A 12219-nucleotide genomic window follows, 5' to 3' on the forward strand; every position below is an offset into this window, starting at 1 on the left:
ACGGCCTCCGGGATCACCAGCCGTATCGGGTGAGACCGTCCTCCAGGACTTCCACGATCTTCTGCCCCGTGAGATAGGAGTCGGGGGTGGAACGTCCGGTGACGAAGGGGAAGTCGACGATGACCGACACCGGCTTGCCGAAGTTCCCGTGGTAGGCGCCGCGCGGTCCCGTCGCGTCGCGCAGGATGTATTCCAGCGGGTACGGCGGCGGCCCCATGTTGAAGTCGGTACCGAGGAATCCGGTCCCGTCCTTGTAGTCGTACTCCTTGCAGTGACCGGTCACGTGCTTGCCCCAGATGATGCTCTTGCGGTCGCCCCAGTCGCGGGCGAAGGCCAGGCAGGCGACGCCGTAGCACTCGGCGGCGACGACCTTGCCGGCCTTCTCGAAGGCCAGGATCAGGGCGTGCACACGCTCGTTGTTGGCGAGGTCGGCGATCGGGCCGCTGCCGCCGACGATGAGGATCGCGTCGTAACCGGCGATGTCGGCGTCGAGCTTGTCGAGATCGCGGTGGTACTGCTCCAGCTTGGGCAGATAGCCCTCGTCGCTCGTGTACGGGCGCTCGGGGACCCACGCCTCGATGTCGAGCGGCGAGTCCAGCCGGCTCGACTGCTCGAACTCCCGCCCCAGCCGGGCGTTCTCCTCGGTGGTGACCGAACGTCCCAGCGGAGGATCGATGTAGTTCGCGTCGAGGCTCGGCGGAAGAGCGTGTGCACGCTTTCCGGTCGGCGTGGCGAATACGACCTCGTAGCCCCGCTCGTCGAACTTGGACACGGGGCCTATCAGTTCCTCGGCCCAGTAACCGTGTTCCGAGACAATGACCAGAATCTTTCTGCTCACGAATTCCTCCAGGCGCCGCCTGTTGTCGTTGGCGTCCCCCACACTGGCCGCGCCCGGGGGCTTCGTCAAAGCGCTGGTATGCGACTTCGTGAGGTAGCGGGCCAGGTCGTGGCGGCACCTCAGGAAGTCGCTCGCAGACGTCATGAAGTAGCTTCAGGACTACCTGACTTCGGCCGAATCGATGAACCATTCCGGCGGCTCCGCCCTATCGTCTGGACGCGCCGTGAATCACGGGCGTACGAGCCGGTTCGGTGGACGAGCGACACCGAGGGCGTCCGCACGGGCGACAGCACTCGCGACAGGACACGCGAGTGCACGGGCAAGAGCGCAAGAGCACGAGGAGAGGGACGGGGACGATGACGATGGACCTGTTGTGCACACACATCGATCAGATACGTCCGGTGAAACCCACGGCCGTGGGCTGCGAGGAGTGCCTCGCCTCCGGCGACACCTGGGTACACCTGCGGCTGTGCCTCAGCTGCGGGCACGTCGGCTGCTGCGACTCGTCGAGGAACCGTCACGCCACCCGGCACTACCGGACCACCGAGCACGCCATCGCGGCCTCCCACGAGCCCGGCGAGGACTGGGCCTGGTGCTACGCCGACCAGCTGATGCTGGACCCGGCATGAGCGCGGCCCCGGAGAGTTCCGCCGCCACCGCTTCCGCCTCCGGTCCGGCGGCCGCGGCTGCCGAACGCGCGGAGCACAGGAAGCCGGTCATCCTCGCCGTGGACGACGATCCGCAGGTGCTGCGCGCCGTCCGCCGCGATCTGCGCAGCGCATACGGCGACCGCTACCGGGTGCTCGGCGCCTCCTCGGCGGCCGACGCCCTGAAGATCCTGGACTCCCTCGACGAACGCGGCCACGACCCGGCGCTGTTCCTCGTGGACCAGCGCATGCCGGACGTGACCGGCGTCGAGTTCCTGCTGGAGGCGGTCAGCCGCTTCCCCGACGCCCGCCGCGTCCTGCTGACGGCGTACGCGGAGACCGACGCCGCGATCACCGCCATCAACCGGGTCCGGCTGGACTACTACCTGCTCAAGCCCTGGGACCCGCCGCACGAGCGGCTCTTCCCGGTCCTGGACGACCTGCTGTCGGACTGGCTGGCCACCTACCGGCCGGCGTACGACGGGATCATCGTCGCCGGCCACCTCGTCTCCCCCGGCACCCACGCCGTCCGGGACTTCTTCACCCGCAACGGCCAGCCGTTCCGCTTCCTCAACGTCGAACGCGACCCCGAGGCGCTGACCCTGCTCGCCGCCCAGCCCGACGGGGCGCTCCCCCTCGTCCGCTTCCCGGACGGGTCGGTCCTCTCCGCCCCGACCGACACCCAGCTCGCCCAGCGCCTGGGCCTGGCCACGACCGCCTCCCGCCCGCACTACGAGTGCGTCATCGTCGGCGCGGGCCCGGCAGGTCTGGCCGCGGGCGTCTACTCGGCCTCGGAGGGCCTGTCGACCCTCATGCTGGACTCCCGCGCGCCGGGCGGCCAGGCGGGCACCTCCAGCCTGATCGAGAACTACCTCGGCTTCCCCTCGGGCCTCTCGGGCGGCGACCTGACCCGCCGGGCCACCATCCAGGCCTCCCGCTTCGGCGCCGAGATCCTGCACCCGGTGGAGGTGGTCTCGCTGACCCGGGACGACCCCGCGAAGATCCTGACCCTGGCGGACGGCACGGAGATCTCCGCCGAGACGGTGCTGCTGGCCACCGGGGTCTCGTACAACCGCCTCGACGCCCCCGGCGCGGACCGGTTCGAGGGAGCCGGCCTCTACTACGGCGCGGCCACCACGGAGAGCTCGGCGTGCATCTCGCAGCACGTGTTCATCGTCGGCGGGGCGAACTCCGCGGGCCAGGCGGCGGTGCACTTCGCCAAGTACGCCGCCCGGGTGACGATCCTGGTCCGCGCGGCCTCCCTGGACGCGAGCATGTCCCGCTACCTGATCGACGAGATCGACCGCACCCCGAACATCGAGGTGATGGTGCGCACGACGGTGGTCCGGCTGGACGGCGACGAGCACCTCGAACGCCTCACCCTCCACGACGCGGACACGGGTGAGGACACCGAGATCCCGGCCCGCTTCATGTTCACCTTCATCGGGGCCCGCCCGCACACCGACTGGCTCGCGGGGGTGGTCGAGCGCGACGAGTACGGCTTCGTCCTCACCGGCTCGGACCTGATCTCGAACGGCGGTGAACTCCCGGCCGAATGGAGCCTGGAGCGTGCCCCCTACCCCCTGGAGACGAGCGTCCCGGGAGTCTTCGCAGCGGGCGACGTCCGCGCCCATTCGGTGAAGCGGGTCGCCTCCGGGGTGGGCGAGGGGGCGATGGCCGTCTCCCTGATCCACCGCTACCGCTCGATGGGCTGAGAGCGAACGCCGCGCCGCGAGCCTTGCGATCAAGGCCACAACGGATGCAACGTTGATTACATGATTACAGCCGAACAGAGCGAACAGCTCCGCGCGTGGTTCGCCGAGCGCCTGCCGGTCGACGTCTACGAGTCCCTGGACTCGGTCACCCTCGACCGCGAGGAGATCACGGTCGTCGGCGTCATACCCGCGGCCGAATCGGTCAAGGAGTTCCGCGAACGCACCCGCGAACAGCGCATCGAGGTGGCCCGCGAGGCCGAGGAGCTCTACCGGCGGAAGGTCGCCTGGGGCGTGCGGGTGGGTGAGGAGACGACCCTGTTCACCCACCTCGCCGTCCCGGTGATGACCCGCCTGCGCCAGTCCGAACGCCAGGTCCTCGACACCCTGGTCGCCGGCGGCGTGGCCCGCAGCCGGGCCGACGCCCTCGCCTGGTGCGTCCGGCTCGTCGGCCGCAACACGGACGAGTGGCTGACCGAGCTGCGCGACTCCCTGGACAAGGTCCAGCGGGTCCGCGCCCAGGGCCCGGACATCTCCGAACCCACCGACTCCATGAAGTCCGACTCCGATTGACGAATCCGCCCCACGGCGGCGCGTGATCGCGTAAGGCTGGCGACGACCTACACCCAGGGAGAGGCACGCACCCATGACCACCACCGTCGAATACATCCGCTACCGGATCGCATTGGACGACCAGTCGGCCTTCGAGGACGCGTACGCCCGGGCCGCCGAGTCCCTGGCCGCTTCGCCCGAGTGCATCGACTACGAGCTGGCACGCTGCGAGGAGGAGAAGGAGCGCTACATCCTCCGGATCCGCTGGACCTCGATCGAGGACCACCTGGGCGGATTCCGCAAGGGCGAGCACTTCCCGGCCTTCTTCAACGCGATCCGTCCGTACGTGACGGCCATCGAGGAGATGCAGCACTACCTCGTCACGGGCGTCGTCGGCACGGGAAAGGCCGCCGGATAACGATGAGCACCACACCCACCATCTACGAGTGGATGGGCGGAGCGGAGGCGATGAACCGCCTCACGGACGCCTTCTACGCCCACGCCCTGCAGGACGAGATCCTGGCCCCGGTCTTCGCCGGCATGGACTCGGAGCACCCGCAGCACGTCGCGGTCTGGCTGTCGGAGGTCTTCGGCGGCCCCGCGGACTACACCGCCCACCACGGCGGCCACCAGCACATGGCCACCAAGCACCTGGGCCGGGCGATCACCGAACAGCAGCGCCGCCGCTGGGTGGATCTGCTGATGGACACGGCCGACGAGGTCGGCCTCCCGACCGACCCGGAGTTCCGGGGGGTGTTCGCCTACTACATCGAGTGGGGCACCCGCATGGCCCTGATCTACTCGGGCCCCAACCCACCCCCGGTCGACGCGGCCAAGATCCCGGTCTGGTCCTGGGGCCAAACCCCACCCTGGATCCCGAACACCCCCGAAACCTGACGAGGTGGGGGCAGGCCCACGCCCGCCCCCACCTTTCCGGCACCATCCCGCCCCACCGGCACCATCCAGCCCGCCCGGCACCATCCGGCCCGCCCGGCACCATCCAGCCCCGCCGGCGTTTGAGGCGCTCTTTCAGCCCCGCCGGCGTTTGAGGCGCGGGGTCCGGGGCGGAGCCCCGATCATTCAGCCCCGCCGGCGTTTGAGGCGCGGGGCCCGGGGCGGAGCCCCGGCAACCGGCCCGGGCCCGGCCTCACCCTCGGCCAGAACCACCACCAGCTCCGGCCCGCCGCCCCCAGGCGCCCGCTCCCGCCAGAAGTCCACGCCCTCCTCCAGCACCTCAAGCAACGTCTCCCACTCCCCCGGACAGGCATCGGCGTACCCACGCCAAGAGGTCACCGCCACCAGCCACCCCCCACCACGCGGCATCCGCATCGGCATCGGCTGCGGCAACCACGACAGGTCCCGCAGCGCATCGGCCAGCGCGTCCCAGTTCCCGCCGACCCACTCCGGCAGGAGCAACGCATCCGCGCACCGCCGCATCAGCCCGGCCTTGCCACGTACCCCGCCCAGGTCCAGCCGTACGGTCGTCCGGCCCGCCGCTTCGGCGGCTTCGAGCGCCGGGGCGAGCGGCTGCGGGTCAAGGCTCATCGGAGAACCGCCTTGAAGGTGTCGTAGTGGTCGTCCGTGTAGAAGAACTCCCCACCCTCACCCGTCACGATCCGACGGGCTCCGCGATCACGCTCTCCCGGCGTCCGCACGGTGTACTCGTGGTAGTAGCCACGTTTCTGCTCGGGCAGGGCCTTCTCGAAGTTCCCGAAGACCGTGCCGTCCTGCCGGTGGGGATACGGCCCGCCCTTGTCGATGAGCGCGAGCACGTCGCGGGCCTGCCGCGGCAGCCCGTCGGCCCGCACGGCGGCCATCCCCTTCGCCCAGCCCGGGAGCCCGGAGGCACTCGCACTGGCGGCGGCAGGGACGGGTCCCTGGCCGCCACAACCCACCGCACCGACCAGCGCGGCACAAAGGAACAGGGCCCCCAGCAAACGCAGCAACGATCGGGGCACGTTCCGAAAGATCATGCACCGATCGTGCCAAATATCCGATTCGCTCGCGAATCGCCCGGTGGCCTCAGAGCGCGGCCATCTTGGTGTAGGGACTCAGGATTCGCTTCTGGACCGAACCGAAGTCGACGAGAACAGCGATCCCCTCCTCGATTCCGACGACACGGCCGAGACCGTGCTCGTCGTGGGTGACCCGGTCGCCGACGTTGAACTGCCGGATGGGCTGCTCCACGGGGGCCTTGAACGGGCTGGACGGCAAATGGCGGCGAGGTACTGCTGACTTTGTCATTGGAACCAGTATGCGCCCCGCAGGCCGCCGCGCGGCCCGCCGTTCGGATCTCAATTCCAGCACCATCCACATCGAAGGCGGCGGCAACGGCCGCCACGGCCCGTCATGCCCGGTCAGGGCCCGGACCGAGCCCGTCAGTCGTCCGGGTCGGCCCGGTCCAACGCCGGCCGCAGTCCTGGGGCCGACTCGGTGAGGAGGTAGTCGGCGACCGCCGTGTCGGTGACGAGGCTGGTCACCAGCCCCGACCTCAGCACGGCCCCGATCGCCGCGGCCTTGCGCAGTCCGCCCGCGATCGCCACGACCTCGGGGATCCGCCGCAGCCGGTCCGCCTCCACGGTGATGCACCGTTCGCCGAGGTCCCGGCCGACGCGACGCCCCTCGGCGTCGAACAGGTGCGCGGACATCTCCGCGGCCACGCCCAGCGAGGCGTAGTGCTCCCGCTCCTCGTCGGTCAGCATGTCGTGCACCGTCGAGATACCCGGCTCCCACGAGCCGATCGACACCGCCGCGACCGTCACCTTGTCGAAGTACTCGAAAGCGCGCGCGATCCCCGTCTGGCTGCGCAGCGCCGCCGCGGTCGCCGGATCGGGCAGCAGCATCGGCGCGTAGATCGGGTGCGCGTCACCGCCCGAGACCTGCGCGGCCCGGCGTACGGCCTCGACCGAACCGCGTTCGGCCGTCCCCGCGTCGTACACGCCGGTCAGCTGCACCACGGTGCACTGCGGCAGCCGGTGCAGGGAGGCGGCCATGTGAATGGTCGACCGCCCCCACGCCAGGCCCAGTACGTCGCCTTCGTTGACCAGCTCGCCCAGCAGATCGGCGGCGACCGCGCCCAGGTTCTCCGGGTCGGGCGCGTCCTCGGTGGCGTCGGCGGGCGACTCCACGACGACGGCGTGCCGGAGCCCGTACCGGGCCCTGAGCGCGTCCGACCGCTCGGCATCGAGCTCGGCCGGTACCCGGATCTCGATCCGTACGAGGTCACGTTCGAGGGCGGTCTCCAGGACCCGGGCCACCTTGAAGCGGCTCACGCCGAACTCCTCGGCAATCTGGATCTTGGACTTGCCCTCCAGGTAGAAGCGGCGTGCCATGGCCGCCGCCTGCACCAGCTCCGCGGGTCCCATCCGCAGGGCTGACCGTCCCGCCGACATTGCAGACACCGCGCTCTCCTCACTGCTGTTCACACTCTCGACTCGCCGTTCATCCTGTCAGATCCGACGGCCGTTGATCAGCCTGGACAGCTCCCGTTCACCGAGCTGTTCATCAACCCTTGGTTCAGTGGTCGCACGCCCACGGCGCGGCGGCGATCGCCGCACCCGCCTGCTCACGCAGCGTGCGCACGGCGGTGGCGGGATCGACCGCCCCGTAGACCGCGCTGCCCGCCACGAAGACGTCCGCTCCGGCCTCGGCACAGCGCTCGATGGTCGAGGCCGAGACCCCGCCGTCGACCTGGAGCCACAGCTCCAGACCGTGCTTCGCGATCAGCTCCCGGGTACGGCGGATCTTCGGGAGCATGATGTCGAGAAAGGGCTGGCCGCCGAAGCCGGGCTCGACCGTCATGATCAGCAGCATGTCGAGCTCGGGAAGGATGTCCTCGTACTGCTCGATCGGCGTCGCGGGCTTGAGGGCCATCGAGGCCCGCGCCCCCTTGGCCCGGATCTCCCGGGCGAGCCGTACGGGCGCGGCGGCGGCCTCGGCGTGGAAGGTGACCGAGCCCGCGCCGGCCTCCACGTACTGGGGGGCCCAGCGGTCCGGGTCCTCGATCATCAGGTGAAGGTCGAGCGGGATGTCCGTGGCCCTGCTCAGGGACTCCACGATCGGCATACCGAGGGTCAGGTTCGGGACGAAGTGGTTGTCCATGACGTCGACATGCAGCCAGTCGGCCCCCTCGACGGCCTTCGCCTCCTCGGCGAGACGGGCGAAGTCGGCGGACAGGATGCTGGGATAGATCTGAGCGGCCATGCCCCAAGCCTGCCATGCCCCCACCGGGTTCCGGCCACGACCCCGCAAGTCTCCCCACGCGGGACCGCACAGCAAGCCCACCCCCGGCACAGCCGTACCGGGGGGCGGGATCCGGCCGGGCGGGGGTGGGGGCGGGGGTTCCGGGTGCGGAAGCCGAGAAGCGGGCGGGGCTTCGGATGAGCGGGAGCCGCCGGGGCGGTGGTCGGTGATGCGGGTGGGGTTTCCCGTCAGTCCCATCGTCCCTCCGGGGCGGGCCGGTCCCTCAAGGGCGCTCCTCCTACGTCGTCGCGTCGCTACGCGATGGCCTCCGGCCACCCTTGACCGACCGACCCGCCCCGGAGACACGAAAGACTGCCGGGAAACCCCCAGAAGAACGGGCCGGTCGATACTTCCAGGGACGGGGCGGTCGACGATGCCCGGCAGGGTCGGGCGTGGGGACGACCGGGAGACGAGCCCGTCCAGACCCGAGCCCGGGGCGGTGCCGAGGAGGCGCACCAGATCGCTACGCGCTCCTCAACTCGCTGCGTCTGGCGACCGTCTGTGGCTGGACATAGGCCGCCCACGGCCTCGATCCGTCCTTTCGACCTGCGTCCGACGGCCGGCCTGGGCTGGGCATAGGCCGCCCACGGCCTCGATCCGTCCTGCGTCCGACGGCCGTCGCGCGTGGCAGGGGCTTCCGGAGGGCGGTGTTCGGTGCCCTCCGGGGTTCCCTACGCCGTGCGCCTCAGGAGTGCCAGGTACATCGCGTCCGTGCCGTGCAGGTGGGGCCACAGCTGGATGTCCGGGCCGTCGCCCAGGGCCGGGACGCCCGACATGAAGGGCCTCGCGTCGATGAGTTCCGCGGACACCGGGGAGTGGCCCGCGCCACGGCCCTTCAGGACGTCGTCCACGACGACCCGGGTCTCCGCGAGGTGCGGCGAGCACGTCGCGTAGCCGACGACGCCGCCCACCCGCACCGCCGCCAGCGCCTCACGCAGCAGCCCGCGCTGGAGCGGCGCGAAGCCCTCCAGATCCTCCGGGCGGCGGCGCCAGCGGGCCTCGGGGCGGCGGCGCAGCGCGCCGAGGCCCGAGCAGGGGACGTCCATCAGGACGCGGTCGAAGGAGCCCGGCAGCCAGGCCGGGCGGGTGCCGTCGGCCGCGATGACCTGGTACGGGCCGGGGTTGCCGGCGAGGGATCGCTCCACGAGCCGGGCCCGGTGCGGCTGCTTCTCCGAGGCCAGCAGGAACGCCCCGCGCTGCGCCGCGAGCGCCGCGAGCAGCGCCGCCTTGCCGCCCGGGCCCGCGCAGCCGTCGAGCCACCGCTCGTCGCGGCCTTCGACCGGTGCGGCCGCGAGGGCCATGGCCACCAGCTGGCTGCCCTCGTCCTGGACGCCCGCACGGCCGTCGCGGACCGCCTCCAGCGCGCCCGGTTCGCCGCCCTCGGCCATCCGGACGGCGTACGGCGACCAGCGGCCCGGCAGCGCCGAGTCCTCGCCGACGGCCTCCAGGAGTTCCTCCGGCGTGGACCGGCCCGGGCGGGCGACCAGGGTCACCTCGGGCCGTTCGTTGTCGGCCTCCAGCAGGTCCTCGATGCCCGCACGCCCGCCGCCCAGCGAGTCCCACAGGGCGCTGACGACCCACCGGGGGTGCGAGTGGTACACCGCGAGGTGTTCCTCGGCGTCCTCCTCGTAGGGCGGGGCGACGCGCTCCAGCCAGCCGTCCAGATCGTGCGCGGCGATCTTGCGCAGGACGGCGTTCACGAACTTGGCGCGCCCGTCTCCGAGCACCACCCGGGCCAGTTCCACGCTCGCCGAGACCGCGGCGTGCGTGGGGATGCGGGTGCCGAGCAGCTGGTGGGCGCCGAGCGAGAGCACGTCCAGCACCGGCGGGTCCACCTCCCGCAGCGGGCGGTCGATGCACGCCTTGATGACGGCGTCGTAGGTGCCCTGGCGGCGCAGTGTCCCGTAGACCAGCTCGGTGGCCAGTGCCGCGTCCCGTGCTTCGAACTTCTCGTCCTGGCGGGCCTTCTTGAGCAGCGGCGGCAGTACGAGGTTGGCGTAGGCGTCGCGCTCGTCCACCGCCCGGAGCACCTCGAAGGCCAGCATCCGGACGGGGTCCTTCTGCGGCCGGCGGTAGGGCTTGGCCTGCTTGCCACCGGCGCCTGCGGGGGCGGGCTTGCGACGGGGCTGACGGGGCTGTTCGCTCACGTGAAAGGTGCTCCGGGGTTACGAGTGCTACGGGTGATACCGGTGTGGGTACTGCGCCTGTTACGGGTGCGAGTGCCGCCGGTGCTGCGGGCGTTTCGGGCGTCCGGGTGGCTCCGGTCCCGAAGCCCGCCCGGCCCGGCCTCCCGGCCGGGCAGGTGGTGCGTGGGTACGGCCGCGTCCGGGCGGCGTCCCCACCGGTCAGCCTACGTCGGCTCCGCCGAGCCGCTCGCCGGGAGCGATCCGTACACCGCGCGCCCAGTCGGCGGCGCGCATCGGCTTCTTGCCCTGCGGCTGCACCCACAGCAGTTCCACGGCATGCGAGCCGGTGCCCGCGTACACGTTGTTCTTGGCGGGGGCCAGCTCGCCCGGCGCCAGGTCCGTGCGGTCGGGCACCAGGCCCAGCGAGATCAGCTTCAGGCGTTCCCCGCGGAAAACGGTCCAGGCGCCCGGGGCCGGGGTGCAGCCGCGCACCACGCGGTCGGCGCGCATCGCGGGGGCGGTCCAGTCGATCCGGGCGTCCTCCACGGTGATCTTGGGCGCGTGGGAGACCCCGTCGTGGGGCTGTTCGACGGCGCGCAGGGTGCCGTCCTCGATGCCGTCCATGGTGGCGGCGAGCAGCCCGGACCCGGCGAAGGCGAGCCGGGTGAGCAGGTCGCCGCTGGTGTCGGTGGGCCGGATCTCCTCGGTGAGGATGCCGTAGACCGGGCCGGTGTCCAGGCCTTCCTCGATGCGGAAGGTGGAGGCGCCGGTGACCTGGTCGCCGGCGATGATCGACTGCTGGACGGGCGCGGCTCCGCGCCATGCGGGCAGCAGCGAGAAGTGCAGGTTGACCCAGCCGTGCCGGGGGATGTCGAGGGCGCTCTTGGGGAGCAGGGCGCCGTAGGCCACGACCGGGCAGCAGTCCGGGTCGATCTCGCGCAGCCGGGCCTGGAAGTCGGGGTCGCGGGGGCGGACGGGCTTGAGCACCTCGATGCCCGCTTCCTCGGCGCGTTCGGCGACCGGGCTGGCGACGAGGCGGCGGCCGCGGCCGGCCGGTGCGTCGGGCCGGGTGACGACGGCGGCGACCTCGTGCCGCCCGGAGGCGATCAGGGCGTCCAGGGCGGGTACGGCAACCTCGGGGGTGCCTGCGAAGACGAGCTTCACTGGGGGACTACCTCGCTATCTCGGCTGTCAGCAGCACACCAGTCTATGGGGCGCCGGTCGGGCCGCCCACCTGTGGTGTTGAGGGGGCGTACGGACAAGCGCGCGCCCCTCGCATATGCCGACACGCCCCCACAGCGTGACCTGGGCGACGGGTGGCGCGTTGGTCAAGAGAGATTGACCAAAACGGGCCGCGTGTGAACGGTTTCTGCGGCCCGATCCGCCCTTCAGCACCGGTTCGAGAGGCTTCTTCATGGCCGACCACGCCACCCACGACGCTCAAGCCCGGGCCAGCCTGCACCTCCTGGTACGGGACATCGAGCGGGTTCGCCGGCAGGTGGATGCCCTGCGTACGCTCACCGCCCAGCTCGGCAACGTGTACCGCCCGCGTCGATCGGGTCCCTCCACCGGCTTCGTCGTCTACGGCCGGGCGCCCGCGCCGACGGTCCGCCTCGCCCAGGAGCTGCGGGACAGCGTCGAGACGCTGGTCACCGCGGCCGTGGACTTCGACCGCTCGCTCGGATTCTCGTGGGATGCGGTCGGTTCGGCGCTCGGTGTCACCAAGCAGGCCGTGCACCGGCGCTACGGGGCCCGGCGGGCGCAGTCCGCCGAGTCCGCGGAGCCGCTGGCCGAGGGGACGACCACCCGGACCCTGGGTCCGCTGCCGACGGTGCCGGCGGCCCGCTCGATGCCGCCGCAGCCGGTGCGCGAAGAGGCCCAGGCGGCCGCCGCCGCGGCGGTTGTCCCCGGGCGCGGGCTCGCGGAGGCGCCCCGCTCCCCCGCCTTCCCCGGCCCGCGCAACGGCTGAGCCGCGTCCTGCCGCCGGGACGCCGACCCCCGACGGCCGGCCCGCGCCGGTCCGGCGCGCCTGAGTCCGCCCCCGGTGGGACGACCGTACGGGTCGCCCCACCGGGGGTTTCGGCGTTCGGCGACGGCTTCGC

Annotated in this window: 14 protein-coding genes; 6 read left to right on the top strand and 8 right to left on the bottom strand. The window is 71.7% G+C overall.

The window, feature by feature from the left end:
• Positions 1 to 13: 13 nt before the first annotated feature.
• Positions 14 to 838, bottom strand: coding sequence for a type 1 glutamine amidotransferase domain-containing protein (locus DEJ51_RS05385; protein ID WP_150256553.1), 825 nt, complete (start codon positions 836 to 838; stop codon positions 14 to 16).
• A gap of 356 nt (positions 839 to 1194) precedes the next feature.
• Here DEJ51_RS05385 and DEJ51_RS05390 point away from each other — a divergent pair, with 356 nt between their 5' ends.
• The 5 genes from DEJ51_RS05390 (at position 1195) to DEJ51_RS35700 (ending at position 4646) form a co-directional block, all read left to right on the top strand.
• Entirely contained in the window at positions 1195 to 1467 is a 273-nt protein-coding gene (locus tag DEJ51_RS05390) for a UBP-type zinc finger domain-containing protein (protein WP_411757285.1), read from the top strand.
• Positions 1464 to 3200, top strand: a complete 1737-nt coding sequence (locus tag DEJ51_RS05395) for an FAD-dependent oxidoreductase (RefSeq protein ID WP_150256554.1) — start codon at positions 1464 to 1466, stop codon at positions 3198 to 3200. The genes DEJ51_RS05390 and DEJ51_RS05395 overlap by 4 nt, the downstream gene beginning before the upstream one ends.
• A gap of 60 nt (positions 3201 to 3260) precedes the next feature.
• A complete protein-coding gene (locus tag DEJ51_RS05400; RefSeq protein WP_150256555.1) occupies positions 3261 to 3770 on the top strand; it encodes a hypothetical protein in 510 nt (169 codons plus the stop codon).
• A 73-nt stretch (positions 3771 to 3843) separates the two neighbouring features.
• Positions 3844 to 4167 (top strand): putative quinol monooxygenase, encoded by a 324-nt coding sequence (locus DEJ51_RS35695; protein ID WP_189740336.1) that lies wholly within the window; start codon positions 3844 to 3846, stop codon positions 4165 to 4167.
• A gap of 2 nt (positions 4168 to 4169) precedes the next feature.
• The gene (locus DEJ51_RS35700) at positions 4170 to 4646 is read left to right on the top strand and encodes a group II truncated hemoglobin (protein ID WP_190620220.1); all 477 of its coding nucleotides are present in this window, start codon (positions 4170 to 4172) and stop codon (positions 4644 to 4646) included.
• A 183-nt stretch (positions 4647 to 4829) separates the two neighbouring features.
• Here the strand turns inward: DEJ51_RS35700 and DEJ51_RS05410 are convergent, their stop codons facing one another.
• From DEJ51_RS05410 to fmt, 7 genes are all read right to left on the bottom strand, one after another.
• Positions 4830 to 5294, bottom strand: coding sequence for a barstar family protein (locus DEJ51_RS05410; protein WP_150256556.1), 465 nt, complete (start codon positions 5292 to 5294; stop codon positions 4830 to 4832).
• Positions 5291 to 5722 carry a ribonuclease domain-containing protein gene (locus DEJ51_RS05415; RefSeq protein ID WP_150256557.1) on the bottom strand — a complete coding sequence of 144 codons (432 nt, stop codon included), beginning with the start codon at positions 5720 to 5722 and terminating at the stop codon, positions 5291 to 5293. The genes DEJ51_RS05410 and DEJ51_RS05415 overlap by 4 nt, the downstream gene beginning before the upstream one ends.
• 49 nt (positions 5723 to 5771) lie before the next feature.
• Positions 5772 to 5993: a CarD family transcriptional regulator gene (locus DEJ51_RS05420; RefSeq protein WP_030012151.1), complete on the bottom strand. Its 222-nt coding sequence runs from the start codon at positions 5991 to 5993 to the stop codon at positions 5772 to 5774.
• 134 nt (positions 5994 to 6127) lie between these two features.
• Positions 6128 to 7141, bottom strand: a complete 1014-nt coding sequence (locus DEJ51_RS05425) for a sugar-binding transcriptional regulator (protein WP_150261715.1) — start codon at positions 7139 to 7141, stop codon at positions 6128 to 6130.
• A gap of 124 nt (positions 7142 to 7265) precedes the next feature.
• Positions 7266 to 7952: a ribulose-phosphate 3-epimerase gene (gene rpe, locus DEJ51_RS05430; RefSeq protein ID WP_150256558.1), complete on the bottom strand. Its 687-nt coding sequence runs from the start codon at positions 7950 to 7952 to the stop codon at positions 7266 to 7268.
• A 710-nt stretch (positions 7953 to 8662) separates the two neighbouring features.
• A complete protein-coding gene (locus DEJ51_RS05440; protein WP_150256559.1) occupies positions 8663 to 10138 on the bottom strand; it encodes an RsmB/NOP family class I SAM-dependent RNA methyltransferase in 1476 nt (491 codons plus the stop codon).
• 198 nt (positions 10139 to 10336) lie between these two features.
• Positions 10337 to 11281, bottom strand: coding sequence for a methionyl-tRNA formyltransferase (fmt, locus tag DEJ51_RS05445; protein WP_150256560.1), 945 nt, complete (start codon positions 11279 to 11281; stop codon positions 10337 to 10339).
• A gap of 250 nt (positions 11282 to 11531) precedes the next feature.
• Here fmt and DEJ51_RS05450 point away from each other — a divergent pair, with 250 nt between their 5' ends.
• Positions 11532 to 12086 (top strand): hypothetical protein, encoded by a 555-nt coding sequence (locus DEJ51_RS05450; RefSeq protein WP_150256561.1) that lies wholly within the window; start codon positions 11532 to 11534, stop codon positions 12084 to 12086.
• Positions 12087 to 12219 lie beyond the last annotated feature (133 nt).

It is taken from the genome of Streptomyces venezuelae (genome assembly GCF_008642275.1).
Lineage (GTDB): Bacteria > Actinomycetota > Actinomycetes > Streptomycetales > Streptomycetaceae > Streptomyces > Streptomyces venezuelae_E.